We start from the raw sequence: 25383 nt of genomic DNA on the forward strand, positions 1-25383 counted from the left end.
CCGGTGTGCCACAGGCCATCGGCAGCCCCTGCATCGGCTCAGAAAAGAGAAGGCCGAGCAGCCACAGCGCAATCAACAAGGGAGAAGACCATGGCGATAACGGATTACAATCCACTGGGAACCGATGGGTTTGAGTTTGTGGAGTACACCGCCCCCGATGCCGAGGGGGTTGATAAGCTGAAGCAACTGTTCGGTTTACTGGGATTTACCGAGATTGCCAAGCATCGCAGTAAGCAGGCATGGCTGTATCGCCAGGGCGACATCAACTTCATCATTAACGCTCAGCCTCACTCTCAGGCCGCCGAATTTGCGGCGTTACATGGCCCGTCGGTGTGTGGCATGGCGTGGCGAGTGGCCGATTCCGCCAAGGCGCTGGCTCATGCCCTGGAGAATGGTGCCAGGTTGTTTGAAGGCAACATCGGCCCCATGGAGCTGAACATTCCGGCGGTCGAGGGCATCGGCGAGTCGACGCTGTATTTTGTCGACCGCTACGGCAGCAACAGCATCTACGATGTGGACTTCCAGTTCTACGATCAATGGCAACAGGCGTTGGCAAGCAACGATAAGGGACTGGTAGAGATCGATCACCTGACCCACAACGTGTTCCAGGGCAACATGAATAAATGGGCCGGCTTCTACGAGCGCATTGGCAATTTCCGCGAGATCCGCTATTTCGATATCGAGGGCAAGCTGACCGGCTTAGTCAGCCGGGCCATGACCGGTCCTTGCGGTAAGATTCGCATCCCCATCAACGAGTCTTCCGACGACAAGTCGCAGATTGAAGAGTACCTCAGAGAGTACAAGGGCGAGGGCATTCAGCACATCGCCCTCACCACCGAAGACATCTATCAGACCGTGGCCGACCTGCGTGCCGGTGGCATGGAGTTCATGCCAACCCCGGATACCTACTACGAGAAGATTGATCAGCGGGTCGAGGGCCATCAGGAGGACAAAGAGCGCTTGCGGGAGTTGCGTATACTCATCGATGGCGCGCCGATGAAAGATGGCATTCTGCTGCAGATCTTTACACAGACCGTGATTGGGCCGGTGTTCTTCGAGATCATTCAGCGCAAAGGCAACGAAGGGTTCGGTGAAGGTAACTTCAAGGCTCTGTTTGAGTCCATCGAGGAAGATCAGATTCGCCGTGGCGTGATCTGAGCGGCGGGGCTCGTTCGAGCCCCGATTTCCACAAACCTTGGGGGGCGCTATGCGTAAATGGATCCAATTTCCACACAAAGAGGGCACGGTCTCCCGCCAGGCCCACGCTGACCTGCCGGAACAGGCGATTTATGAGCGGGAAGCCGGCCGGGCCGGTTTCTTCGGCCCGGCGGCACATTTCCATCACCGTCACCCGCCCACAGGCTGGAGTGATTGGCAGGGGCCACTGAGGCCAAGAGCGCTGGATCTCAATCGCCAGCAGCAACGCCATTCGGTCCCCTGGCAGGTGCCGGCATTTCTGCATAACAGCCATTGCCAGATGCGGCTGTGGCACCTCGATCGCAGCATGACCGAGCTGATGCGCAATGCCGATGGTGACGAGTTGCTGTTTATCCACGCCGGCCGCGCTGAACTCTATTGCGACTATGGTCATCTGACACTGGAAACCGGTGATTACCTGATGCTGCCGCGCTCGACCATGTGGCGACTGGAGGTCTTGGAGCCGCTGCAGATCCTGATGATTGAGGCCAGTGGCGACAGCTTTCAACTGCCCGATAAAGGCATCGTTGGTCCCCACGCCATCTTTGACCCGGCCATGCTGGACATGCCCCGCATCAATGAGGCATTTCTGGCTCAGCAGGATGAACAGCCCTGGACGGTTAAAGTTAAGCGTCTCGATGCGCTGTCCGAAGTTCGTTACCCGTTCAATCCCCTTGATGCCATTGGTTGGCACGGTGATTTGGCTCCGGTGCGCATCAACTGGCGCGACATTCGTCCGTTGATGAGCCATCGCTATCATCTGCCGCCGTCGGCTCACACCACCTTTGTGGCCAGTCGCTTCGTGGTCTGCACCTTCGTGCCGCGCCCCATCGAGAGTGATCCAGGAGCCTTGAAGGTGCCGTTTTACCACAACAACGACGATTACGATGAGGTGTTGTTTTACCATGCCGGCGACTTTTTCAGTCGCGATAACATCGAAGCGGGCATGGTGACTTTCCACCCTTGTGGTTTTACCCATGGGCCCCACCCCAAAGCATTTGCCGCCGGCCTGGCTCACAAGAAGACCTTCACCGATGAAGTGGCGGTGATGATCGATACACGGGATCCGCTGCAGTTGTCCGAGGCCGCCCAGGCCCTGGAAAACCCGGATTACGCCAGCAGTTGGCAAGTAAAAGAATAAGGAAATCCATATGAAATTAGCCACCTTGAACCGTGGCGGCCGCGATGGCGAGCTGCTGTTGGTCAGTCGGGATCTTCGTCAAGCCGTCCTTGCGACAGACATCGCCCCGACCCTGCAACAGGCATTGGATCAGTGGCAGCAGTTGGCGCCCCGGCTTGAGGAGCGTTACCAGCAGTTGAACGAGGGCGAGCTCAGTGACGCCTTTGATTTCGATCAGACTCAGTGCCATTCACCGCTGCCCAGAGCCTATCAGTGGGCCGATGGCAGCGCTTACGTCAACCATGTCGAACTGGTGCGTAAAGCTCGCGGTGCCGACATGCCGGAGAGTTTCTGGACCGATCCGTTGATCTACCAGGGGGGATCGGACACCTTCCTGGCCCCCTACGAGGCGATTCGCATGCCCACTACCGACTGGGGGGTGGACTTCGAGTCCGAGATAGCAGTGATCACCGACGATGTGCCCATGGGCGTCGATACTGCGGCGGCCGCGGACCACATCAAGTTGCTGATGCTGGTCAACGATGTGTCCCTGCGCAACCTGATTCCCGCTGAACTGGCCAAGGGCTTTGGGTTTTATCAGTCGAAGCCGTCCAGCGCCTTCTCTCCGGTGGCGGTTACCCCTGATGAGCTGGGGGAGCAGTGGTACGACGGCAAGGTTCACCTGCCCTTGGTCACCCACCTCAATGGCGACTGCTTTGGCCGCCCCGATGCCGGTGTCGACATGACCTTTGATTTTCCGACTCTGGTTGCTCACGCCGCCAAGAGCCGACCCTTGGGCAGCGGTTGCATCATCGGTTCGGGCACCGTCTCCAACTACGACCGCAGTGCTGGCTCCTCCTGCCTGGCTGAGAAACGGATGCTGGAGATCATCGAACAGGGCAAGCCGGTGACGCCGTTTATGCAATTTGGCGATGTCGTTAGAATTGAGATGTTTGATTTAAGGCAAGATTCCATTTTTGGTGCTATAGAACAGAGACTGATTGAGTCTTAAGGGGTCATCATTGCCGATGCTCAAATTGTACGGATACTGGCGCTCGAGTGCCGCCTATCGGGTAAGGATAGCGTGCGCACTCAAAGGGCTAGAGTATGAAAACATCTCGGTAAACCTGATTAAAAACGGCGGAGAGCAGCACCTGCCGGCGTATGGGGTATTGAACCCCAACCATTTGGTGCCCACCTTGCAGGATGGCGATCTGATTCTGAATCAGTCTCTGGCGATCATTGAGTATCTGGATGAGGCCTATCCGGAGAGGCCGTTGTTACCGGATGAACCCACGGCTCGAGCCAAGGTTCGGGCGATGGCACAAAACATCGCCATCGATTGCCACCCGCTGAATAACTTGCGAGTGTTAAAGTATCTGGCGGTGGAGTTGGGGGTGGATGACGCTCAGAAGGCGAGGTGGTATCGGCACTGGGTCAAAACCGCGTTTGCCGGTTTTGAGTTGCAACTGGAGCAGACCTCCGGGTTGTTTTGCGTCGGTGATGAGGTCTCTATGGCCGACGTCTGCCTGGTCCCACAGGTCTACAATGCCGAGCGTTTCAATGTGCCCATGCAGGAATACCCCTTGCTCAATGGCATTGTTCGCCGTTGTCGCCAGATGACATCGTTTGCCGAAGCAGCACCGGAAAATCAGCCAGATGCGGTCGTCTGACCGCATCCGGAGCCCGAATTACAGCGATTTCTCGGTGTCTCGTTGCTCAAGCAGGAAGTCCAGGAAGGTACGGTCGGCCTGAGTCAGTGCCCGGCCTCGTTTCCAGGCCACATGCAGATCCATAAATAATGGTTCTTCAAAGGAGATGGCCTTAATCTGCGGATCATTCTCCACCACCATTTTCAGCACCGTGGTGATCGCAAAGCCCTGACGAACAATGGAGCGAATCAGCTCAATCAGGTTGGTCTCAAACGCCAGTTGAGGTTCCAGGTTATGGGCCTTCGCCAGTTGGTCCATGCGCTCTCGGTGATAATAACCGCGCTTAAACATTACCAACTCATGTTCCATGAAGTCTTCAAAATTCACCGACTCCAACTCCGCCAGTGGGTGGTCGAGGCTGCAGGCTACGATCATCTCTTCTTTGGTGAGTGGAATGGTTTCCAACGTGGTTTGAGCGTCTCCGTCAATAACGATACCGATGTCGATCTCGTCCCGCTCGATCATCGATTGAATCTCCCGGGTACCGGCTTCAATCAGCGACAGTTTCAGTTCCGGGTAGCGATGATGGAAGGCCATCAGCAGGGCAGGGAAGTAGTAGGAACCGATCATCCCTGGCAGAGCGATGCGCACCTCACCCCGACCCAGTTGTTGCAGCCGGGTCATGGCCGATTCTGCCAGCTCAACCCGGGACAGAATCTCCTTGGCGTGGGGCAGCAACTCCTGTCCCTCGGCAGTGAGTTGAACCCGCTTGTCCTGGCGATGCAATAGCACCAGTCCCAGCTCGGTCTCCAGTTTTTTGATGGCCGTGCTGACAGCCGGCTGAGCGACACCCAGAATACGGGCAGCCCGGGTAAAACTGCTCTGCTCGGCGACGGTAACGAAATTGCGTAGTTGACGGAGGTCCATAACGAATTCTTGTTATTTTGAAGAATTAATATCAATGTTTTATTACTATGCCAAACAAATGCGCTCACGCCTATAGAATTCTGACTCTAACTTGAAAGGGGTAGACCAATGACACGTTCATGGAGTGATCTGGAGCAACATTTTTCAGGAATATCCCACTTAGAGCACGCTATGGCGTTAATGGAATGGGATCAAGCCACCCTGCTCAGTGACCGTGGCCAGGGGGCCAGAGCCGAGGCCATGGCCGAGTTGCAACTGGTGATCAACCGGAGGCTGCGCGATCCTGGCCTGCCCGATACTCTGTCTCAACTGGGTCAGTTGCCGTTGTCGGTCAGCCAGCGGCGGATGCTGGAGTTGATGGCGCGCCGGGTTCGGGATGCGACCCTGCTGGACGACGAGTTTGTGCGCCGCAGGGTGACACTGTCCGTGGCCTGTGAAAACCGCTGGCGCCAGGCCAGAAAAGAGGATGACTTTTCTCTGTTCAAAACGGCATTTGAGCCAGTATTGGCGTTATTGAAGGAGGAGGCGGAGATCCGCCGCCCGTCAGCGCAGGTGCCTTTGTATCAGGGGTTGCTGAACAAATTTGAGCCGGACATCAGCCTGACGCAACTTAACCAGCTGTTTGCGCCTCTGAAAGCTCGCCTTCCGGGTCTGATTGTTGAAGCGTCTGAGCGCAGCCGTGTCCGAAGTGTGGTGCCTTTGCCTGAGGTCGAAGTGAATCAGCAGCGACAGGCTCTGGAGGCATTATTACCACACCTGGGCTTCGATCTTGACGGCGGTCGCCTCGATACCAGTACCCACCCCTTTAGTGCCGGAGTGCCGTCAGATGTGCGCATTACTACCCGTTACGATCATCGCCAGCCATTGTCTGCCGTTTATTCCATGATCCATGAGGCAGGCCACGGCTGTTTCGAGCAGGGCATTGCTGCACGCTGGCACCATACCCCGATGGCTCGGGTGCAATCCGCGGCTTTGCACGAAGCCCAGGCGTTGTCGTTTGAGATGCAATTGGCCAGAGAGCCGGATTTCATTCAGTGGCTGTCGGAGTTCCTGCAGCGTCACTGGGGAGCCCACCCTGGCTTGGAGGCCGACAATTTAGGCGCTCATATTGGTCGGGTTCAGCCAAGTTTGATTCGGGTTGAGGCCGATGAGGTCACCTACCCGGCCCACATCTTGTTGCGATTGGAGTTGGAGCAGGCGTTGCTCAGTGGCGATCTGCCCCTGTCTGATCTGCCCGGTGCCTGGCGTCATGGAATGCAGACCCTGCTGGGGGTAAGCCCAGACAACAATCGAGACGGCTGCCTGCAAGACATTCACTGGTGCTTCGGTGAATTCGGATATTTCCCCAGTTATGCCCTCGGGGCGATGGCGGCGGCGCAGGTGTTTGCCGGATTACGACAGTCCCCGCAGTGGCGTCGCGAGCCAGCGGCTCGTGGTCAGTGGGTACGGCAGCAGTTGCAGGCTGGAATTTGGCAACATGGCGGTGGCGCCGACCTGAACCAGTCTTGCCTCAACATGACCGGTCAGCCCTTGTCTGCCGAGGCGTTGCTCAATCATCTGTCGGCTCGCTACCTGGCTTAGGCATTGGTGTGGGCCCGTTCGGCCTCCAAAGAAGCAGAGCGAGCCAGGCGCCAGAACAGCAGTGAGGCGAAAACGGCCAGTAGCGCACTGGCCATTAACACCAGTCGAGTATCCACCAGTGCCAGGGCGGCACCGACGATGGCGATAATCACGTTGCCCAGACAAAATACCGTCGTCAGCAGTCCCATTAGTTGCCCCTGGCCCTGGCTGTCCTGAGCGTGTTCCGAAAGGTAGCTCGGCATCATAGCGTTAAACAGCGCAATGCCTATGCCGGCGGCAATAAAGCTGGCCAGGTAATCGCCACCGCCATAAGGAAAGCTGGCGATCGCTATCGCGTACACCAAAATTCCTGCAAGTCCGGCGTTAACCAGCCCCAGCCAGCGTTTTACCTTCATGGTTGCCATAACGGCCGTGGCGATCATGGCTGAGGTGAGTAATACCGTGGCCCAGGCGATCTGCTCGCTGTTGAAGTCTCGGAACTCCACCAGCCAGACCGGATAAAATTCGTAGAAGCCATTCAGTGCCAGCATCAGCATCAGGTAACACACAAAAAAGTCTCGGTACTGGGGGTGTTTCAGCAGGCTCAGGCTGGAGCCCTGTCGCTGAGGTCGGGTTTGGGCATCTTTGGGCAGAGCCAGCAAGATCAGCCCGGTGGCTGCCGCACAGGCCGCTGCCGCCACCCAGAATGCCAGGCTGGCGCCCAGCGGCAGCAAAAAGCCGCCAACCACCGGGCCGATGAGGTATCCGGCATACCCCATAGCGCTAAGGTAGGAAAAGGCTCGGGTTCGGTCGATTTTAGGGTGCAGGTCGGCGGCAATGGCTCGGGCGATGCTCAGGTTTCCCTCAAACAAGCCGGTTAATAGCCGACTGGCAGTGAACAGCAGAAAACTGCCCTGTTGAATGGCGATGGCGGTCAGCCCATAGCTCAGTGTTGCTCCGAGCATGGTCCAGGTGAGTACGCGTTTTCGACCGAGTCGATCGGACCAGGCACCCAGATAGTTGCTGCCAATCAAAATGCCGATGGGATAGATGGCCAGCACCGCACCTAACAGCAGCTTTTCCGGAATACCGGCAAACTGACTGATCGGGTGTTGAAGATCCAGAAACAGCGGCGCCAGGATAGGGTAGGGCATGGCAATGCCGCACACGCTGATGAGGGTGATCAACAGAGTTACGCCAAAGGTGTAGTAGGGGCGGCTGTCCATCGCTTCGTCTTTTATAAAGTTTTATGTTTATATATTGAGCTGAAACAAGGCAAATGTAAAGCGCCCTCTGCAACGCCCCTGAAGGGGTCACCATCAAGCAGCGTGGTATGACCTATTCGTCGCCAAAAATTCTGACTATGGTGTCCGAGGGGATAAGATCCAGGTGTCCGCCTTCATCAAAGCACCAACCTTTGATGTATCCCATCGATTTCATTCGTTCAAAGTTATCGATAATGGCGGCGGCCTCGGCATCGGCAGCGTCGGCATCGACGCCCTGCACATGCCTTAGGTACTCGGCAATGCTACTTTGGGATGCGGACTGAGAGATACTGCTCATGATTCATCTCCGGGTGAGGTTAATTTAAACCTAGTACGAAAGTGAAGCGTGGGCCGATGATTTTTCGCTTTATTGTAAGGTGGAAAGGAGCACAAAAGGCGATGAGGCCCTTGCCAATGCCAATATTCAGGCACAAAAAAAGCGAGTCAGTTGACTCGCTTTTTTGATAACGGTGGTGGGCGATACTGGGCTTGAACCAGTGACCCCCTGCTTGTAAGGCAGGTGCTCTCCCAACTGAGCTAATCGCCCACAGCAAACTGTGGTGACAAATGGTGTTAAACCACTCATCGAAGTAAGTGGTGGGCGATACTGGGCTTGAACCAGTGACCCCCTGCTTGTAAGGCAGGTGCTCTCCCAACTGAGCTAATCGCCCACAGCAAACTGTGGTGACAAATGGCGTTAAACCACTCATCGAAGTAAGTGGTGGGCGATACTGGGCTTGAACCAGTGACCCCCTGCTTGTAAGGCAGGTGCTCTCCCAACTGAGCTAATCGCCCACAGCAAACTGTGGTGACAAATGGTGTTAAACCACTCATCGAAGTAAGTGGTGGGCGATACTGGGCTTGAACCAGTGACCCCCTGCTTGTAAGGCAGGTGCTCTCCCAACTGAGCTAATCGCCCACAGCAAACTGTGGTAACAAATGGCGTTAAACCACTCATCGAAGTAAGTGGTGGGCGATACTGGGCTTGAACCAGTGACCCCCTGCTTGTAAGGCAGGTGCTCTCCCAACTGAGCTAATCGCCCACAGCAAACTGTGGTGACAAATGGCGTTAAGCCACTCATCGAAATAAGTGGTGGGCGATACTGGGCTTGAACCAGTGACCCCCTGCTTGTAAGGCAGGTGCTCTCCCAACTGAGCTAATCGCCCACAGTAATCTGTGGCTTGCCAACAAATTGTCGTGCTGAAGAAGTGGTGGGCGATACTGGGCTTGAACCAGTGACCCCCTGCTTGTAAGGCAGGTGCTCTCCCAACTGAGCTAATCGCCCTCAGCAACGGAGGCGTATTATAGGGGGCAGTGTTTTAGTGTCAATAAATTTCTCCCCGAAACACGCCGCCTGACGGCAATTTGAACGCAACGAACATTAACGATGCAAGTTGCGCTTTTGGTTGTTGCTTTTATGACCGTGTCGGCGGTCTCACCCTGCAAATCACGTTGGTTTCTTGCGGGCAGGTGGGCGCTTGAGCCCGGCCTCGACCGCCTCTTACACACACAGGGTAAATCATATTTGGGGGAAGCGCTGACGGGCTGCTAGAATAACGCGATTTTCTATCTGCCTTTCTGTGGCAGAAATCAGTATTCGACAGAATCAGAGAAGGTTATGACTGTTAAAACTCGCTTTGCTCCCAGCCCAACCGGTTATCTTCACGTCGGTGGTGCCCGAACTGCTCTCTATTCTTGGTTGTACGCTCGCAACCAGGGTGGCCAATTTGTGTTACGCATTGAAGACACCGATCTTGAGCGTTCAACCCAGGAAGCCATCGATGCCATTATGGAAGGAATGGAGTGGCTGGGACTGAACTGGGAAGAAGGGCCTTACTATCAGACCAAACGATTCGACCGTTACAATCAATTGATTGACCAGTTGCTGTCCGAAGGCAAAGCGTATAAATGTTATTGTCCTCGTGAGCGTTTGGATGAGTTGCGTGAAACTCAAATGGCCAATGGTGAGAAGCCGCGTTACGACGGTTTGTGCCGTGATGGTGATGACAAGGACCTTCCTTATGTGATTCGCTTCCGTAACCCTCAGGAAGGGACAGTTGTCTTTGACGATCACGTTCGCGGCCGTATCGAAGTGGCGAATACTGAATTGGATGATCTGATCATTCGTCGTACTGATGGCTCGCCAACCTACAACTTCTGTGTGGTAGTAGACGACTGGGACATGGGAATTACTCAGGTTGTTCGTGGTGAAGACCACATCAACAATACACCGCGACAAATCAATATCTACAAGGCATTGGGGGCTCCGGTTCCTGAGTTTGCCCATGTATCGATGATTTTGGGTGATGATGGAGCCAAGTTATCCAAGCGTCATGGCGCGGTCAGTGTGATGCAATACCGTGATGACGGTTATCTGCCGGAGGCGTTGCTGAACTATTTGGTGCGGCTGGGCTGGTCTAACGGTGATCAGGAGATCTTCTCTCGTCAGGAGATGATTGAGTTGTTCAGCCTGGAGGCCATCAACAAATCCGCCTCAGCATTTAATACCGATAAACTGCTTTGGTTGAACCAGCATTATATGAAGAGCATGGATCCACACTATGTAGCAGAGCAGCTCCGCTGGCACATGCAGGATCAGAACATCAATACTGAAAATGGCCCACAGCTGTCTCAGTTGGTGACCGTAATGGCGGAAAGGTGTCAGACTCTGAAGGAGATGGCCGCAGCCAGCCGCTATTTCTATGAAGATTTCGACGACTTTGATCCTGCCGCCGCCAAGAAACACCTGCGTCCTGTTGCTGAGCAGCCGTTGTTGCATGTAAAAGCCAAGCTGGAAGCCTTGCAGGACTGGACGGTAGAAAACCTGCATCAGGTTATCCAGGATACTGCGGCTGAATTGGAAGTAGGCATGGGCAAAGTGGGTATGCCGTTGCGCGTTGCCGTGACCGGTGCAGGCCAGTCCCCAGGCCTTGATCAAACCCTGTTGTTTATTGGTCGCACAAGGGCTGTAGCCAGAATCAACAAGGCGGTGGAATTTATAGCAAACAGAGCTAATTCCTGAAAAACCGGTTGACACATTTTGGGGGCATCCATACAATGCGCCACGCACTCAGGGAATGCTTCCCAAAAAGTGTCTAAGGCTTGGGGCTATAGCTCAGCTGGGAGAGCGCTTGCATGGCATGCAAGAGGTCCACGGTTCGATCCCGTGTAGCTCCACCAAGTTTATAAAGGTCGCATCCGATGCGGCCTTTTGTTTCGAAAGTGATTTCGGAACCAATGTCCAGGGTCCCCTTCGTCTAGAGGCCTAGGACACCGCCCTTTCACGGCGGTAACAGGGGTTCAAATCCCCTAGGGGACGCCACTTGTTTTTGTTATGGTCCGCAGTGAGGCCGGTGTGACACCGCACTCTCTATGCACGACGGTAACAAGGCACAATCCCGAAAGGGACGCCACTTATTCCCAACTCAGGTTGGAATGAAGTGGGGCTATAGCTCAGCTGGGAGAGCGCTTGCATGGCATGCAAGAGGTCCACGGTTCGATCCCGTGTAGCTCCACCACTTATTTGCCCGCGTTACTCACAGAGTGCGAAGGCAGCGTGAAGATACCGACACGGTTCGAGCGAAACGTCGCACCGCCCGGTAGCTCCACCACTTATTTAACTCGCCATCGGAGTCTAAACGATGAAGTCCAGGGTCCCCTTCGTCTAGAGGCCTAGGACACCGCCCTTTCACGGCGGTAACAGGGGTTCAAATCCCCTAGGGGACGCCACTTGTTTTTGTTATGGTCCGCAGTGAGGCCGGTGTAACACCGCACTTTCTATGCACGACGGTAACAAGGCACAATCCCGAAAGGGACGCCACTTATTCCCAACTCAGGTTGGAATGAAGTGGGGCTATAGCTCAGCTGGGAGAGCGCTTGCATGGCATGCAAGAGGTCCACGGTTCGATCCCGTGTAGCTCCACCACTTATTTAACTCGTCATCGGAGTCTAAACGATGAAGTCCAGGGTCCCCTTCGTCTAGAGGCCTAGGACACCGCCCTTTCACGGCGGTAACAGGGGTTCAAATCCCCTAGGGGACGCCACTTATTCCCAACTCAGGTTGGAATGAAGTGGGGCTATAGCTCAGCTGGGAGAGCGCTTGCATGGCATGCAAGAGGTCCACGGTTCGATCCCGTGTAGCTCCACCACTTATTTAACTCATCATCGGAGTCTAAACGATGAAGTCCAGGGTCCCCTTCGTCTAGAGGCCTAGGACACCGCCCTTTCACGGCGGTAACAGGGGTTCAAATCCCCTAGGGGACGCCACTTGTTTTTGTTATGGTCCGCAGTGAGGCCGGTGTAACACCGCACTCTCTATGCACGACGGTAACAAGGCACAATCCCGAAAGGGACGCCACTTATTCCCAACTCAGGTTGGAATGAAGTGGGGCTATAGCTCAGCTGGGAGAGCGCTTGCATGGCATGCAAGAGGTCCACGGTTCGATCCCGTGTAGCTCCACCACTTATTTAACTCGTCATCGGAGTCTAAACGATGAAGTCCAGGGTCCCCTTCGTCTAGAGGCCTAGGACACCGCCCTTTCACGGCGGTAACAGGGGTTCAAATCCCCTAGGGGACGCCACTTATTCAGCTCGTGTCATCGGAGTCTAAACGGTGAAAGTCCAGGGTCCCCTTCGTCTAGAGGCCTAGGACACCGCCCTTTCACGGCGGTAACAGGGGTTCAAATCCCCTAGGGGACGCCACTTATTCAGCTCGTGTCATCGGAGTCTAAACGGTGAAAGTCCAGGGTCCCCTTCGTCTAGAGGCCTAGGACACCGCCCTTTCACGGCGGTAACAGGGGTTCAAATCCCCTAGGGGACGCCACTTATTCAGCTCGTGTCATCGGAGTCTAAACGATGAAAGTCCAGGGTCCCCTTCGTCTAGAGGCCTAGGACACCGCCCTTTCACGGCGGTAACAGGGGTTCAAATCCCCTAGGGGACGCCACTTATTCAGCTCGTGTCATCGGAGTCTAAACGGTGAAAGTCCAGGGTCCCCTTCGTCTAGAGGCCTAGGACACCGCCCTTTCACGGCGGTAACAGGGGTTCAAATCCCCTAGGGGACGCCACTTATTCAGCTCGTGTCATCGGAGTCTAAACGATGAAAGTCCGGGGTCCCCTTCGTCTAGAGGCCTAGGACACCGCCCTTTCACGGCGGTAACAGGGGTTCAAATCCCCTAGGGGACGCCACTTATTTGTTGTTACAGCCTTATTGCTCTGGCCAAGAGTGAATAATCTGAATCGTGGCCGTAGCAAGCTCTCTCGATGAGAGAGAAAAAAACCACCCATCGGGTGGTTTTTTTTTGCCGTTTTTTCGCTATGGCAAAGTATGGGTTTCAAAATAGGGCCTCAGAAAATCCACAATGCCATCTTGCGCCGCTTGGTTTGGGTGAATACCGTCTCGTTGCATCAATTCGGGCTTAGGGGCGATTTCGGTCATAAAAAACGGTATGAGTGGCACATCATATTCGCTGCTGAGATCCCGATAAACGCGACTAAACATCGACGCATAGCGGGGCCCGTAGTTGGGCGGGACCATAACTTCAGAAAGCATCACTGCGCTGCCCGCCAAGATTGAGGCATCGATAATTTTCCCCAGATTCTCTTTTAGCATTGGAGTCGGAAAACCTCGCAGTCCATCATTCCCCCCCAACTCAATGAACACCCAATCCGGTTGATATTCGTTCAGTAATCCCGGTAGACGCCTGAGGGCACCACCACTGGTTTCGCCGCTTACCGAGGCATTAATGAGCCGAAAATCATCCTGCTCCGTATTCATCTTGTGTACCCAACCATCCAGTTCATCCATGCCATAACTTGCACTCAGGCTGTCACCTAAGATAAGAATGGTTACACTGTTAGCGCGACCAGCGGATGGAAAAAGCAGTATAAATACAATAAATAAGGAACGAAAAGTCATAGCCATGCCTGAATCAAACAAAACCTATGCTATCCAGGTATCCAACCTGGAGCAGCGAGTGCCCACCTTAGATGGTGAACTACAGATCCTCAAAGGGGTGAGCCTGGAAGTCAAGTCAGGAGAGTCCATTGCCGTCATTGGGCCCTCTGGAGCGGGGAAATCGACCCTGCTGGCACTCTTGGCCGGATTAGATAATGCCACCGAAGGAGAGGTGTGGCTGGCTGGTGAACCTTTGCATCAGATGGATGAAGAGCAGCGAGCAGAACTGCGAGGCCGGAAAGTAGGGTTTATATTCCAGTCGTTTATGCTCGTTGAGAGTCTGACAGCATTGGAAAATGTCATGCTGCCTATTGAGTTAACCGGAGCCAACGACGCTCGAAGCGTGGCGGAAACCATGCTACAGCGTGTTGGACTGTCTCATCGCCTCGATCATTTTCCTAATCAATTGTCAGGGGGCGAACAGCAGCGGGTTGCCATTGCCAGAGCTTTCGTCAGCCAGCCAGACATCTTGTTTGCCGACGAACCCACCGGCAATCTGGATCAGGCCAACAGCAGCCGCATCGAGGATCTGCTGTTTGAACTGAACCAAGAGCACCATTCGACCTTGGTGCTGGTGACTCACGATCTGCAACTGGCGCAGCGCTGCCAGAGAAGAGCCCAAATGAACGGTGGTCAGTTGGAGGCACTATGAGTATGTTTCCGTTGGCCTGGCGTCTATTTCGCCGCGAGTTGATGCATGGACAACTGCGGTTGATCGCCGCCGCCCTGATTCTCGCCGTTGGAGCGGTGACCGCCTTAGCCCTGATCTCCAGCCAGCTTCAGGCCTCCATTGTAAAACAGGCCAGCACCTTCCTCGCCGCAGACCGGGTATTAACCAGCCCCCAGAAAGTCGATCCTCAATGGTTGGCTCAAGCTCGTCAGCAGGGACTGGAAGTGGCGACCACCCTGGAATTTCAGTCGATGCTGTTTGCCGGTGACCGATTTCAACTGGTAACGGTAAAGGCGGTATCGGAAAATTATCCGTTACGCGGACAGGTCGAGTTGGTAACTGAGGCGCCCACCGCACTGCCGGCTTCCGGCAGCCTGTGGTTAGACAGTCGCTTAGCGGGTTGGCTCACAGACACCAAGCAGGGCGAGATCGGCGTCAGCCGCTTTACGCTCGATCGGGCCATTTCGCGGTTACCTGATGGTGGATTTAACCTGTTTGCGTCTGCCCCCGTGGTTCTGATGAACTTAGACGATGTGGCTGCAACCGGGGTGGTGCAGCCAGGCAGTCGCCTCAGTTGGCGCTATCAGTTCGTCGGTCAGGCCGACAGCATTCAGGCCTACGCCGGCTGGTTAAAATCCCGCATGACCTCCAGTCAGCGATTGGTAGACGTCCGCAGTGATGAGTCTCCGGTTTCCCGGGCCATTGCTCGCGCCGAGCAGTTCCTGCTGTTAACCGCGTTACTGGGCATTGCCCTGGCCTGTGCCGCCATCTCAGTAGCGACTCAGCGCTATTGCCAAAGGCACTACGATGCAGTTGCCATGCTTAAGACTCTGGGGGCCCGTCACAATCAAGTCCGCAGCATCTTTGTCATGCATTTGGCCCTGGTGACTCTGATGGGCATTGGCCTCGGATTGGCATTGGGTGTGACGGCGGCGACCTTTATGGTGCAACTGTTGCCCTCCGAACTGGTCCAGGCCACGCCTTCGATGAGCAGAGCGCTGATGTTGGGAGCGGCCACGGGCGTTATTGCCGGGTTTGGCTTTACCCTCTATCCCTTGCTTCGGCTTTTGGCGATCCCGCCGCTGCGGGTGCTCAGAAAGGATCTCGGGCCGGTTCGTTGGCAGGGCTGGCTGAATGCGGTGGTGTCGGTCGTGGCCCTCGCTCTGCTGGCTTACCTGTACAGTGACAATGCGGTGATGACAGGGGTGCTGCTGCTCGGTGGCGCCGTGCTGGCCGTGCTGCTGTTGGCGGTTGCCTGGTTGCTGCTGCATTGGGGCCGGCAATTGGGCATGCGTACCGGCACGCCATTGCAACTGGCGGTGGCCGGGTTGCGGCGCCGAGCCAGAGAAAATGCCGTTCAGCTGGTCGGCTTTTCAGTTTCTCTGGTGTTACTGCTGACCATTCTGGCTCTAAGGCAGGATCTGCTGGCCGATTGGCAGAAACAGTTGCCCCAGGGCACGCCGGATCACTTTCTGATCAACATCAGTCCGGATAACCTGACGCCAATGGGCGAGTTTCTTGCCAGCCGCAATGTGGACGCCACCGACTTCTATCCAGTGATTCGAGGCCGCCTCTCAGCCATCAATGGCGAGCAAGTTCAACGGCCGGTCACCAAGGAAGACCAGCCTCAAGGGGAACAACAGTCAGAAAACCCTCGTGGTCCCCAGGGGATCGGCCGAGAGCTGAACCTGACTTTCCGAACCCAGTTGCCACCGAATAACCCCATCGAACAAGGGGAGTGGTTTCGAGCCGATGCCGCAGCCGAGGTCTCGGTGGAGTCCCAGGTTGCCGAGAGACTAGGGGTTAAACTGGGAGACACCTTGGTTTTCACCATCGATGGCCAGCAGGTCGATGCTCGGGTAACCAGTTTGCGCAAGGTCAATTGGGAAACCATGCAGCCCAACTTCTTTATGATCTTTCCTCCTGAAGATCTAAGTCGTTTCCCTGCAACCTACATCGCCAGTTTCAAACATCCTGAGGGGGATCCGACTCTGGTTTCGGATCTGATACAGCGCTTTCCGACCGTGTCGGTGATCGATGTTGGTGCCATTATCGAGCAATTGCGTGATGTCATCGATCAAGTCTCTCTGGCATTGACCCTGGTATTGCTGGTAGTCATTGTTGCCAGTGCCATGGTATTGATCGCTCAGACAGAAGCGGGCATGTCCTCGCGCAAGCAGGAGTTGGCGATCATGCGGACCCTCGGTGCTCGTGGCAGCTTGCTCAAAAGGGCCGTGGCCTGGGAGTTCTTACTGATGGGGGCGGTATCCGGGGTGCTGGCCGTGGTGGTTACCGAGTTGACCCTGGCTCTGCTCAAGAGCCAGGTGTTCAATCTGGTCGTCAATGGCCACACCCTATGGTGGGTGATCATTCCCGCTTTGGGAGCACTGCTGATTGGAGCTTTGGGAATGATCGCCTGCCGGCGCTTGCTTGCCAATCAGTGTGCGGCGCTGCTAAAGGGCTAATCGTCGACTCGCGGACGAAGGGGGGGCTGGAGCAGTTGCGTCAGTGCCCCCTCCAGCCCCGGGTAGTGAAATTCAAACCCATCCTGCTGCAGCCGGGTTGGCAGCACCCGCTGCCCTTCCAGTAATAACTGGGACATCTCTCCCAGTCCCAGCTTTAAAGCTAGTGCCGGAACCGGCACCACCGCGGGGCGGTGTAAAACCTTGCCTAAAGTCCGCGTAAATAAGCGGTTACTGACCGGAAGTGGCCCAGTGCCGTTGTACACACCTCTGGACTCTGGGTTGATCAGCAGAAAACCGATGGCAGCAACCAGGTCGTCAATGTGTATCCAGGACATCATCTGTTCGCCCGAGCCGATGGGGCCTCCCAGTCCGGCTCGAAACGCCGGTAACATCTTTTTCAGTGCCCCACCTTCCCCCAGGACCAGCCCGATTCGCAGCAGACAGACCCGAGTATGCCCCTGGGCCTGCAGGGCCAGGGTTTCCCAGGTGTGACACACCTTTTGAGCAAAATCGGCGTCGTTGACCGTCAGGGGAGTATTCTCATCCACAGCCTGATTGTCATTGCCATAGATTCCGATGGCCGATGCGCTGATGAATACCGAAGGCGGCGTTGGCTGAGCCAGAATCCAGTCGCTCAGCGTTTGGGTGAGGCGCCAACGGCTATCGCAGATACGGTGTTTTTGGGCGCTGCTCCAACGTTTGTCGGCAATCGGTTCTCCGGCCAGGTTGATGACCGCATCAACGTCCTTTTGCCAGACCAGACCATCAATGTCGATGCATTCGGCTTCGACCCCCTGCTGGCTCAGCGTGTGTTTGGCCGCTTTCGGGTTGCGGCTGATGACCACCAGTTGATGATTGGGCTGCAACTGTTTAAGCAATTGCAGGCCAACAAAGCCGCTGCCACCACTGATCACTATCTTCATCTTCCCCTCCTGCCACACCATCAGGTCACAAATAGCCACGCCAGAGGTGACCCAGTTGTAGTATAAGTATACGCATGATTTCTAAAGGGAGTTCAAAGAGATGCAGCCAGTAGCCGTGGTGACTGGGGTCGGACGACGTTTAGGCCGTTACCTGACAGAACAACTGCTTGAGCGAGGATATCGAGTCTTTGGCCAGTACCACACCAGCCATATCAGTACGCCGGCCGAATCTTCCTTGCACCTGACTCAGGTCGATTTTCGAGATTCTGCCGCGCTCGAACGTTGGTGTCAGCAAATTCTGGCGCTGACCGACAGGGTCGATCTGCTCATCAACAACGCTTCGGTGTACCAGGCCGATGCCGACACGGCCTCAGCCGGTTTAGCCCAACTGACCCAGTGCCATCAAATACACCTGCAGGCACCGTATTTGTTGATGATGCATTTGAATGAACGGTTGAAGGTGGCCAAGGGGCAGATCGTCAACCTGACCGACATCTACATCCATCATCCGAACGAGGAGTACAGCCTCTACTGCGCCACTAAGGCGGGATTGGACAGCCTGACCCAGTCCTGGGCGCGATCTTTGGCGCCGGCAGTCAGAGTCAACAGCATTGAGCCCGGGCCGATCTTGTTTCTGGAGGAGCATTCTCAGGCCTACCGACAGCAGATTCTTGCCCGAACTCTGCTTCAGGTCGAAGGGGGATTGGAGCCCATATGGCAGGCGTTATGGATGCTGGTCAACAACCCGTATATGACCGGAGCCCGGATCCCGGTGGATGGTGGCCGCTCGGTGGCCAAGCTCTAATCCGTGCTGTGCCAGGCAGATGCCGGCCGGAACGTCAGCGTCACCAGCCAGTTGATGCAGTAAAGGGGTCAGATATTCTGGGTGCTGCGCTGGGCTTGGTGCCTGGTTCACCGACAGAATATCCAGATCCAGAGGCCGGTCTTTGATGCTGCATTCGGGATCGCTGCGGTCTCGCCCCTGTTCAGTCTCCAGTTGGTTGAACAGGGATTTCACTTCATCCGCATTCATTGTGCTGTCAAACCAGAAGGCGAAGTTCAAAAACGGATGTTTGCTCTCCATGGCGGCGGGAGCCGTCTTGATGATGCTGCTTAAGACGATCGGTGAAAACCGTCGGCTCAGGGCCTGCAGAGCCAGTACGGCATTGGCCTCGGGCTCGAGGTTCGCTCCGAAACTGCAGTAATAGCGCTGTTCTGGCATCGTCTCTCCCTGTGGATGCGGTTTTGCCTCATTAAGAGGCTTATCTATTTCAGATAACAGGATATACTGTGATCTCTGTACCCTATTAGATAGTGTCTATGAGTTCATTTCAACGTAGTTTGCTGGTGTGCGCTTCCCTGGTGGTGGTGCTGGCCGGCATCAAACTCTCCAGCACCATTGTCGTGCCGTTTTTGCTGGCCATCTTCATCGCTATCGTCTGCAGCCCGTTGGTTCGCCTGATGACCCGTTTCCGGTTGCCCAAGGCGCTGGCCATCTTCATGGTGATGTTGCTGGTGGTATTGCTGGGCACCTGGCTGGGGGCGCTACTGGGCAGCTCCATCAACGATTTTACCGCTCAATTGCCCCATTATCGGCAACAGCTGACCGGCCAGTTTCAGACGCTGGTGGACCTGGCGGCGCGGTTCAATGTGCCGGTCTCCGTAGAGGTACTCAAGGAACAGTTCGATCCCGGGCGGGTGATGAGCCTGGCAACCGATATGCTATCGGGGTTGGGGGCGGTGATGGCCAACTTGCTGTTGATCGTTCTGACCGTAGTGTTCATGTTGTTTGAAGCATCAAGCCTGCCAAGAAAACTGCACTATGCCCTGGATGACCCGCAAATGCGCATGCAGCAGATTGACCGCTTCCTGGAGTCGGTCAATCGCTACTTGGCCATCAAAACCCTCATCAGTCTCGGCACCGGCTTTATTTGCGGCTTTGGTTTGTATCTGTTGGGGGTGGATTACTTCATTCTGTGGGGGGTGGTAGCTTTCCTGTTCAACTACATCCCTAACATCGGCTCAATCATTGCCGCCGTGCCACCACTGGGATTGGCGTTGATTCAGCTGGGACCTGGCGCCGCCGCCACGGTGGCGGGGCTGTACGTTGGCGTCAATATGTTCATGGGCAACGTGATCGAGCCCAGAATGATGGGCCGTGGCCTGGGGCTATCCACCCTGGTGGTCTTCCTGTCATTGATCTTCTGGGGCTGGCTGCTGGGATCGGTCGGCATGTTGTTGTCGGTGCCCCTGACGATGATCGTCAAGATTGGCCTGGAGTCGTCTCACGGAGGCCGCTGGTTGGCGGCTCTGCTTGAAGGTGAACCTCAAACCAGCAGCGTGGCCATAAATGTTACTCTGACCGGCCCTCCGGTCAGAACCTCTGCAATAAAGAGTAAAACCGCATGACCTCACTTTTGCCTCACCTGCCTGATCAGCCTCAATTGGATCAGGTTCAGCGGCTGTTTCATGGAAGAGGGCAGTGTTATCCCGGTCTGGAAGCCGTAACCGTGGACTGGTTTCCACCGGTGCTGTTGCTGACCACCTTCAGAGCGTTGCCGGCGGAAACGGTGGCGCAGTATCAACAGCAAATCACCCAGTGGTGGCAGCAGCAGGGGGACGCCACCCCGATGAACCTGGTGTGGCAAAACCGCGCCAGTTCACCGGCCCAGACTCAGCTGCTGCAAGGGCAGGTACCCGAGCCGCATTGGGTCCACGAAGGCAGCCTCGAGTACCGCATTGAGTTGATGCGTGGCCAGAACCACGGCCTGTTTCTGGACATGGCCGCAGGCCGTCACTGGGTTCGGACCCATGTCGAGGGCAAGAAAGTACTGAATCTGTTTGCCTACACCTGTGGCTTTTCTGTTGCCGCCCGTCAAGGGGGGGCCCAAGAGGTGGTGAACCTCGACATGAGTGGCGGAGCCCTGAAAGTAGGCAAGCGCAACCACGCCCGCAATGGCCTGGAAGCCGGAGTGCGCTATCTGGCCCATGATCTGTTTAAGACCTTTGGCAAACTCAAGAAACTCGGTCCTTTCGACTTGATTGTGGTGGATCCGCCGAGCTTTCAGCACGGCAGTTTTATCGCCACTAAGGATTACCCCAAAGTGTTGAGACGGCTGCCCGAATTGTTAACGGCACAGGGAGAAGCCTTGCTGTGTTTGAATGCGCCGGAGCTGAGTCGTGCTCACCTGCAGCAGCAGGTCGCCGAGTCTGCCCCTCAACTGAGCTTTGTCGAACAGTTGCCCAACCCCGCCAGTTTCCCTGAAAGCGATCCTGATAAAGGGCTGAAGGTGTTTCGCTACCGTTTAAACTGATGAAATAAAACTTCGTTTTTAACCCTGTTTGCTGTGATTAGCCCCGAACTTGCAGCCTTTGGCTGAAAGATTCCTTCAATGTCGCAGAAGTGGTGTTTTGTTCGAGCCAGGCCCGCCTGCGTGATACACTTATGCTACACACATCACAGAAATTGTGGTGCCGTTGGTATTCAGCAGTAAGGCGGGTTTATGGAAATGCAAGAGTACGAAGAAGCGTATTATCAGGTACAGGATGAAGTAGCCGGTGAGCTTCCTGTCGATCTGGATGAGGACGCTTACCTGGATTAATCCCGGCTGCGACCTGAATAAAAAAACCAACGCCAAGGCGTTGGTTTTTTTATGCTGATTCGAACTTAGCCATTGGTTAGCCAGGGATCGTTAATCAGCTTGGTGACCTTCCAGCGGTTATCGATCACCTCCACCTGAACCTGGCGTAAATCCTGCCAGACGCTGTCACCCTTGAGGCCACTCAGTTTGATGGTGACCTTCATATTCTGATTTCGGCGTCGAAAGAAGTCAGCATCGGTGCTGGACAGTTCCACCTCAGCCTGCTGCAGACGCAAGCCAAACAATTGGCGCTGAATCTGACTGGCGAGGCGATAGTGGTGAAACAGTGGCAGCAGTTCGCCACCGATAAGCGGCAGTGCTTTGTTGGTATCCTGATCCACATAGATGGCCGTGAACAGATCCAAAGCAACGTGCTCGGGCAGCCGCTGCGGGCCGGGAGCGTCGCTGCAGCCTTGCAATACGGTGATGAACAACAGCGTCCATAACGTTCTGATTGTCATACACGCTTAGCCCTGTGTAGCCAAAAAGTCGAACGCCACATCATAACAGCGTCCCCCTGTGGGTTCTAGAAATCGCCATGCAAACCCGGTCGTTACGACCAGATGGGTTATCACCGCATAAAAGCGTCCGTAAATCAAACCCATTGAACAATCGTTCATCCGTACATGTGGTGAAAGTGCTCAAGTGGGGGGTTTTTAAGCAACCCCTCGGGAAAATCGCGATCTCGATCAACTTTTATTCACTTCCCAGCAAATTCAGGCTTACCCCTCAAGGGAAATGTTGTAAGAATGTACTAATAATCTCAAAAGCATAGGAATTGCAGGAGCATATGTGTATCGGGCGTTAATGGCGTTATTGGGAAGTTGCCGGGATTTGTTGCCCATCGTGTTGGTGGTGGCGTTGTTTCAGTTGGCGGTATTGCAGCAGCCCTTACCGGACGTGCTGACCATCATACTGGGTATGGGCCTGGTGGTCATTGGATTAACTCTGTTTGTATTTGGGCTGGAGATGGGATTGTTTCCCATTGGTGAAACCCTGGCCCAGGCCTTTGCCCGCAAGGGGGCTTTGATCCCATTGTTGTTGTTTGCTTTCCTGCTGGGATTTGGAACCACGGTGGCCGAGCCGGCCCTCATTGCCGTTGCCGATGAAGCGGCCGAGGTAGCGGCACTGGGAGGCATGCTGGCGAACACCGTCGAGGCTCAGGAATCCTATGCGACTCAATTGAGGATGGTGGTGGCCTTGTCGGTGGGCTGCGCCATTCTGCTTGGGGTTGTCCGTATTCTCAAAGGCTGGCCTTTGCACCGGTTGATCATCAGTGGCTATGTCATTGTCATGGCGCTGACCATGATTGCCCCCAAGGAGATCATCGGCATCGCCTACGATTCCGGTGGCGTGACGACCTCCACCATTACCGTACCTTTGGTAACGGCCCTGGGGGTGGGGTTGGCAAGCTCCATTAAGGGCAGAAACCCCATGCTCGATGGCTTTGGGTTAATCGCCTTTGCTTCTCTGCTGCCGGTGCAGTTTGTGTTGATGTTTGGGGTGGTGCGCGCATGGATTGGTTAACGGCCATTTTCGAGACCCTTATCGATACTCTGGGAGACGTGGTCCCCATTGTGGCGGTGTTGTTCGGGTTCCAGTATCTGGTATTACGTCGCCCGGTGCCGCACCTGAAGCAGGTTCTGGCCGGTTTTGTTGCCGTTATTCTGGGTCTGGCACTGTTTCTGGTCGGGTTGGAGCGGGCGCTGTTTCCCCTTGGTGAGTTGATGGCCAGCCAGTTGACGGCTCCGGAGTTTCTCGGAGTGAGTGGTCAGAGTCATTGGCAGGACTACTACTGGGTGTACGCCTTCGCCTTCGCCATCGGTTTTGCTACCACCATTGCCGAACCGTCGCTGCTGGCCGTTGCCATTAAAGCTGAGCAGGTTTCCGGTGGTACCATCCGTCCCATGGGATTAAGGCTGTCGGTGGCCCTGGGGGTGGCGGTGGGCATCGCTCTGGGCAGCTACCGCATTGTCGTCGGCGATCCCATCCATTGGTACATTCTTGGCGGCTACATGGTGGTCGTGGTGCAAACGGCATTTGCGCCCAAGAGCGTGATCCCATTGGCCTATGACTCCGGCGGGGTTACCACCTCAACCGTGACCGTGCCCCTGGTGGCCGCTTTGGGACTGGGCCTGGCCAGCACCATCCCCGGACGCAGTCCGATGATTGACGGATTTGGCCTCATTGCTTTTGCCAGCCTGTTTCCTATTATCAGCGTGATGGGGTATGCCCAGATCATCGCGCTGCTGCAACGAATTCAAACGAGGTAAATCATGCGTTTTAAACTCATTATCGCTTTTGCGGAAGAGGACAAGAGTGACAAATTGGTGGATGCGGCCCGAGCGGCGGGAGCGACCGGTGTTACCCTGATCAACCATGCTCGAGGCGAAGGCCTGAAGCCTAAGAAAACCTTTTTCGGGTTGCACTTGGAAGTGCAGCGAGATGTATTGCTGTTTGTGGTTGAAGAGCATTTGGCCCGCAATATTCTGGAGTGTATCGCTAAGGTTGGCGAGTTCGACAGCTCACCGGGGACCGGCATTGCGTTGCAACTGGACATTGAAGACGTGGTGGGTGTTGCTCACCAGATTGAAAGCCTGTCTGAGCGGGTTGGAGAGGAACTATGAATACCCAGCTAATTAAAGTGAAAGATGTCATGGCCCAAAAGTGGATCATGCTCGATGGTTTAAAAACCGTTGCCGAAGGACTGGCAGTGCTGCGTGAGCAGCATGCGGAGGCCCTGATCATCGATAAACGCCATGAACACGATGAATACGGGTTGGTGCTGCTGTCGGACATCGGCAAGAAGGTCATGGCCCGTGATAAAGCCGCCGATCGGGTTAACCTCTATGAGATCATGTCCAAGCCAGTGCTGCCGGTTCACCCGGACATGGACATTCGCTATTGCGCTCGTCTTTTTGAACAATTTGGCATAAATCAGGCCCCGGTGATTGATAACCACCAGGTAATTGGATTAATCTCCTATACAGAGATGGTTCTTCAGCAGAGTCTGCAACAATAGAACCCCCCGCCCTCTGGTGGCCTTCAGCATCGTCTGATCTGAGCCGCCGCCTTTGGGTGCATCGTTGTGGGTTATCCACAAAACCTGTGGACAAGCCTGTTATTAGATCGATGACTACTTCGTAAGTTGCTGATCTTAAAAATTATTTGATCTTGGTTTTCACTTTGGTCAAAAAAAAAGCCCGCCAGAATCTGGCGGGCTTTTTTGTGGCTGGTCGCCAGGCATTCGCAGCGAGTCTGCTTTGCGAATGCCGGGTCGGCGTTAGCCTTTCGGGTAGGGGTGAGCCACGCCTTTGTGGCAGTCGATGCAGGTTTTGCGCTTGTCTTCCGCTTTCTTGAAGTTCATGGCGTGCATCCGCTTCGCGACTTTCTTCATGGACTCAGGCTGGTTCTCGTAGATGTTGGAGTGACAGCTGGTACAGGTTCGGGAATCGATGGAGCGCAGGTAGTCGCGCGCCAGATCGGCCTGTTCTTTACGGTTGTCATCCAGCCACTTCTGAGTGTTGAAATCTTTGATGGTCATGTAGCCGATGATGTCTTTGGAGACGATGATCTTCTTCACCAGGTACTCGAAGCCGCCTGGAGGCAGGTGACACTGAGCACAGGTCACAGTGATGCCGACACTGTTGTTGCCGTGGCTGGATGCCATAACCTCATCCCGCAGGGAGTGGTTGGAGTGACAGGTCATGCAGAAGTCGTCGGTGCTGGTAGCGTGCAGGACAACTTGAGTGCCATAGACACCGATTCCGCCCATCACCAGGGCCAGGAAAGCGCCTACAGGAATGCCAAGTAACCACTTTGACTTAGGTTGTTGCCATAACCGGCTCCATCCAGAGCGTTTGTTGTCAGACATCTCGATTCCTTAATTCATATTTGTAGAGTAATTCTTTGGTCTTCAGAAACTTTAGCCAACTTTTTGAGGATGGTTCAAAAATCTGGACCAAAACGGTATTGCTAAATGTATAACGCGATATTCTCAATATATCG

At 55.1% G+C, this 25383-nt stretch carries 23 protein-coding genes and 22 tRNA genes; 30 read left to right on the forward strand and 15 right to left on the reverse strand.

Annotated features, from left to right (window positions below; genetic code table 11):
• Positions 1–90: 90 nt before the first annotated feature.
• The 4 genes from hppD to maiA are packed head-to-tail and all read left to right on the forward strand — an operon-like array spanning position 91 to position 3990.
• Positions 91–1158, forward strand: a complete 1068-nt coding sequence (gene hppD, locus J8Z22_RS05470; RefSeq protein ID WP_252009317.1) for a 4-hydroxyphenylpyruvate dioxygenase — start codon at positions 91–93, stop codon at positions 1156–1158.
• Between the two features lie 49 nt (positions 1159–1207).
• On the forward strand, positions 1208–2338 hold the full coding sequence (locus J8Z22_RS05475) for a homogentisate 1,2-dioxygenase (RefSeq protein ID WP_252009320.1): 1131 nt from the start codon (positions 1208–1210) through the stop codon (positions 2336–2338).
• A 10-nt stretch (positions 2339–2348) separates the two neighbouring features.
• Positions 2349–3329, forward strand: coding sequence for a fumarylacetoacetate hydrolase family protein (locus tag J8Z22_RS05480; protein WP_252009322.1), 981 nt, complete (start codon positions 2349–2351; stop codon positions 3327–3329).
• 16 nt (positions 3330–3345) lie between these two features.
• Positions 3346–3990: a maleylacetoacetate isomerase gene (gene maiA / locus J8Z22_RS05485; RefSeq protein WP_028113803.1), complete on the forward strand. Its 645-nt coding sequence runs from the start codon at positions 3346–3348 to the stop codon at positions 3988–3990.
• Positions 3991–4008: 18 nt separating this feature from the next.
• Here the strand turns inward: maiA and J8Z22_RS05490 are convergent, their stop codons facing one another.
• Positions 4009–4896 carry a LysR family transcriptional regulator gene (locus tag J8Z22_RS05490; RefSeq protein ID WP_028113802.1) on the reverse strand — a complete coding sequence of 296 codons (888 nt, stop codon included), beginning with the start codon at positions 4894–4896 and terminating at the stop codon, positions 4009–4011.
• 171 nt (positions 4897–5067) lie between these two features.
• On the opposite strand from J8Z22_RS05490, the gene J8Z22_RS05495 reads away from it, so the two are divergent.
• Positions 5068–6477 (forward strand): carboxypeptidase M32, encoded by a 1410-nt coding sequence (locus J8Z22_RS05495; RefSeq protein ID WP_252009325.1) that lies wholly within the window; start codon positions 5068–5070, stop codon positions 6475–6477.
• On the opposite strand, the gene J8Z22_RS05500 is transcribed toward J8Z22_RS05495, so the two are convergent.
• From J8Z22_RS05500 to J8Z22_RS05540, 9 genes are all read right to left on the reverse strand, one after another.
• Positions 6474–7682 (reverse strand): MFS transporter, encoded by a 1209-nt coding sequence (locus J8Z22_RS05500; protein ID WP_252009328.1) that lies wholly within the window; start codon positions 7680–7682, stop codon positions 6474–6476. The genes J8Z22_RS05495 and J8Z22_RS05500 overlap by 4 nt on opposite strands.
• Before the next feature lie 112 nt (positions 7683–7794).
• Positions 7795–8019 carry a hypothetical protein gene (locus J8Z22_RS05505; protein WP_028113800.1) on the reverse strand — a complete coding sequence of 75 codons (225 nt, stop codon included), beginning with the start codon at positions 8017–8019 and terminating at the stop codon, positions 7795–7797.
• 173 nt (positions 8020–8192) lie between these two features.
• A tRNA-Val gene (locus J8Z22_RS05510) sits at positions 8193–8268 on the reverse strand.
• 48 nt (positions 8269–8316) lie between these two features.
• Positions 8317–8392: transfer RNA gene (locus J8Z22_RS05515), tRNA-Val, on the reverse strand.
• 48 nt (positions 8393–8440) lie between these two features.
• Positions 8441–8516, reverse strand: a tRNA-Val gene (locus J8Z22_RS05520).
• 48 nt (positions 8517–8564) lie between these two features.
• Positions 8565–8640: transfer RNA gene (locus J8Z22_RS05525), tRNA-Val, on the reverse strand.
• 48 nt (positions 8641–8688) lie between these two features.
• Positions 8689–8764: transfer RNA gene (locus J8Z22_RS05530), tRNA-Val, on the reverse strand.
• 48 nt (positions 8765–8812) lie between these two features.
• Positions 8813–8888: transfer RNA gene (locus tag J8Z22_RS05535), tRNA-Val, on the reverse strand.
• Positions 8889–8931: 43 nt separating this feature from the next.
• Positions 8932–9007, reverse strand: a tRNA-Val gene (locus tag J8Z22_RS05540).
• A gap of 333 nt (positions 9008–9340) precedes the next feature.
• Here J8Z22_RS05540 and gltX point away from each other — a divergent pair.
• The 16 genes from gltX to J8Z22_RS05620 all read left to right on the forward strand — a co-directional run bounded on the left by gltX (position 9341) and on the right by J8Z22_RS05620 (position 12907).
• Entirely contained in the window at positions 9341–10744 is a 1404-nt protein-coding gene (gltX, locus tag J8Z22_RS05545; RefSeq protein ID WP_028113470.1) for a glutamate--tRNA ligase, read from the forward strand.
• Between the two features lie 82 nt (positions 10745–10826).
• Positions 10827–10902: transfer RNA gene (locus tag J8Z22_RS05550), tRNA-Ala, on the forward strand.
• Between the two features lie 66 nt (positions 10903–10968).
• Positions 10969–11044: transfer RNA gene (locus J8Z22_RS05555), tRNA-Glu, on the forward strand.
• Between the two features lie 120 nt (positions 11045–11164).
• Positions 11165–11240: transfer RNA gene (locus tag J8Z22_RS05560), tRNA-Ala, on the forward strand.
• 135 nt (positions 11241–11375) lie between these two features.
• A tRNA-Glu gene (locus J8Z22_RS05565) sits at positions 11376–11451 on the forward strand.
• Positions 11452–11571: 120 nt separating this feature from the next.
• Positions 11572–11647: transfer RNA gene (locus J8Z22_RS05570), tRNA-Ala, on the forward strand.
• 42 nt (positions 11648–11689) lie between these two features.
• A tRNA-Glu gene (locus J8Z22_RS05575) sits at positions 11690–11765 on the forward strand.
• Positions 11766–11794: 29 nt separating this feature from the next.
• Positions 11795–11870 (forward strand) — tRNA-Ala (locus tag J8Z22_RS05580).
• A 42-nt stretch (positions 11871–11912) separates the two neighbouring features.
• A tRNA-Glu gene (locus tag J8Z22_RS05585) sits at positions 11913–11988 on the forward strand.
• A gap of 120 nt (positions 11989–12108) precedes the next feature.
• Positions 12109–12184, forward strand: a tRNA-Ala gene (locus J8Z22_RS05590).
• A 42-nt stretch (positions 12185–12226) separates the two neighbouring features.
• A tRNA-Glu gene (locus tag J8Z22_RS05595) sits at positions 12227–12302 on the forward strand.
• A 45-nt stretch (positions 12303–12347) separates the two neighbouring features.
• Positions 12348–12423 (forward strand) — tRNA-Glu (locus tag J8Z22_RS05600).
• Between the two features lie 45 nt (positions 12424–12468).
• Positions 12469–12544: transfer RNA gene (locus tag J8Z22_RS05605), tRNA-Glu, on the forward strand.
• 45 nt (positions 12545–12589) lie between these two features.
• Positions 12590–12665 (forward strand) — tRNA-Glu (locus tag J8Z22_RS05610).
• Between the two features lie 45 nt (positions 12666–12710).
• Positions 12711–12786 (forward strand) — tRNA-Glu (locus J8Z22_RS05615).
• A gap of 45 nt (positions 12787–12831) precedes the next feature.
• A tRNA-Glu gene (locus J8Z22_RS05620) sits at positions 12832–12907 on the forward strand.
• A gap of 127 nt (positions 12908–13034) precedes the next feature.
• Here the strand turns inward: J8Z22_RS05620 and J8Z22_RS05625 are convergent.
• On the reverse strand, positions 13035–13637 hold the full coding sequence (locus J8Z22_RS05625) for an arylesterase (RefSeq protein WP_051252684.1): 603 nt from the start codon (positions 13635–13637) through the stop codon (positions 13035–13037).
• Positions 13638–13641: 4 nt separating this feature from the next.
• On the opposite strand from J8Z22_RS05625, the gene J8Z22_RS05630 reads away from it, so the two are divergent.
• Together J8Z22_RS05630 and J8Z22_RS05635 are read left to right on the forward strand one after the other, a co-directional pair.
• Positions 13642–14328: an ABC transporter ATP-binding protein gene (locus J8Z22_RS05630; protein ID WP_035415834.1), complete on the forward strand. Its 687-nt coding sequence runs from the start codon at positions 13642–13644 to the stop codon at positions 14326–14328.
• Entirely contained in the window at positions 14325–16811 is a 2487-nt protein-coding gene (locus tag J8Z22_RS05635) for an ABC transporter permease (RefSeq protein WP_252009331.1), read from the forward strand. Before J8Z22_RS05630 ends, J8Z22_RS05635 begins: the two co-directional genes overlap by 4 nt.
• Here J8Z22_RS05635 and J8Z22_RS05640 read toward each other — a convergent pair.
• Positions 16808–17734: a TIGR01777 family oxidoreductase gene (locus tag J8Z22_RS05640; protein ID WP_252009334.1), complete on the reverse strand. Its 927-nt coding sequence runs from the start codon at positions 17732–17734 to the stop codon at positions 16808–16810. The genes J8Z22_RS05635 and J8Z22_RS05640 overlap by 4 nt on opposite strands.
• 100 nt (positions 17735–17834) lie before the next feature.
• On the opposite strand from J8Z22_RS05640, the gene J8Z22_RS05645 reads away from it, so the two are divergent.
• The gene (locus J8Z22_RS05645; RefSeq protein WP_028113154.1) at positions 17835–18539 is read left to right on the forward strand and encodes an SDR family oxidoreductase; all 705 of its coding nucleotides are present in this window, start codon (positions 17835–17837) and stop codon (positions 18537–18539) included.
• Here J8Z22_RS05645 and J8Z22_RS05650 read toward each other — a convergent pair.
• A complete protein-coding gene (locus J8Z22_RS05650) occupies positions 18459–18956 on the reverse strand; it encodes a 2-amino-4-hydroxy-6-hydroxymethyldihydropteridine diphosphokinase (RefSeq protein WP_252009337.1) in 498 nt (165 codons plus the stop codon). The genes J8Z22_RS05645 and J8Z22_RS05650 overlap by 81 nt on opposite strands.
• A gap of 98 nt (positions 18957–19054) precedes the next feature.
• Here J8Z22_RS05650 and J8Z22_RS05655 point away from each other — a divergent pair, with 98 nt between their 5' ends.
• Together J8Z22_RS05655 and J8Z22_RS05660 are read left to right on the forward strand one after the other, a co-directional pair.
• Positions 19055–20143, forward strand: a complete 1089-nt coding sequence (locus tag J8Z22_RS05655; RefSeq protein WP_051252681.1) for an AI-2E family transporter — start codon at positions 19055–19057, stop codon at positions 20141–20143.
• Entirely contained in the window at positions 20140–21048 is a 909-nt protein-coding gene (locus J8Z22_RS05660; RefSeq protein WP_252009339.1) for a class I SAM-dependent methyltransferase, read from the forward strand. The genes J8Z22_RS05655 and J8Z22_RS05660 overlap by 4 nt, the downstream gene beginning before the upstream one ends.
• 353 nt (positions 21049–21401) lie before the next feature.
• Here J8Z22_RS05660 and J8Z22_RS05665 read toward each other — a convergent pair whose 3' ends face one another.
• On the reverse strand, positions 21402–21836 hold the full coding sequence (locus tag J8Z22_RS05665) for a hypothetical protein (protein WP_252009343.1): 435 nt from the start codon (positions 21834–21836) through the stop codon (positions 21402–21404).
• Positions 21837–22182: 346 nt separating this feature from the next.
• Between J8Z22_RS05665 and J8Z22_RS05670 the strand changes: the two genes are divergently transcribed.
• From J8Z22_RS05670 to J8Z22_RS05685, 4 genes are read left to right on the forward strand one after another with little or no spacing between them, the layout of a single operon-like run.
• Positions 22183–22902 carry a DUF1538 domain-containing protein gene (locus tag J8Z22_RS05670; RefSeq protein ID WP_035415832.1) on the forward strand — a complete coding sequence of 240 codons (720 nt, stop codon included), beginning with the start codon at positions 22183–22185 and terminating at the stop codon, positions 22900–22902.
• Positions 22890–23648: a DUF1538 domain-containing protein gene (locus tag J8Z22_RS05675; RefSeq protein WP_028113149.1), complete on the forward strand. Its 759-nt coding sequence runs from the start codon at positions 22890–22892 to the stop codon at positions 23646–23648. The genes J8Z22_RS05670 and J8Z22_RS05675 overlap by 13 nt, the downstream gene beginning before the upstream one ends.
• Positions 23649–23651: 3 nt before the next feature.
• Positions 23652–24002: a P-II family nitrogen regulator gene (locus J8Z22_RS05680; RefSeq protein ID WP_028113148.1), complete on the forward strand. Its 351-nt coding sequence runs from the start codon at positions 23652–23654 to the stop codon at positions 24000–24002.
• Positions 23999–24397, forward strand: a complete 399-nt coding sequence (locus tag J8Z22_RS05685; RefSeq protein WP_028113147.1) for a CBS domain-containing protein — start codon at positions 23999–24001, stop codon at positions 24395–24397. The genes J8Z22_RS05680 and J8Z22_RS05685 overlap by 4 nt, the downstream gene beginning before the upstream one ends.
• Positions 24398–24658: 261 nt before the next feature.
• On the opposite strand, the gene J8Z22_RS05690 is transcribed toward J8Z22_RS05685, so the two are convergent.
• Complete coding sequence (locus tag J8Z22_RS05690) at positions 24659–25249, reverse strand: NapC/NirT family cytochrome c (RefSeq protein ID WP_028113146.1); 591 nt, start codon at positions 25247–25249, stop codon at positions 24659–24661.
• Positions 25250–25383 lie beyond the last annotated feature (134 nt).

Source organism: Ferrimonas sp. SCSIO 43195 (assembly GCF_023716685.1).
Taxonomy (GTDB): domain Bacteria; phylum Pseudomonadota; class Gammaproteobacteria; order Enterobacterales; family Shewanellaceae; genus Ferrimonas; species Ferrimonas kyonanensis.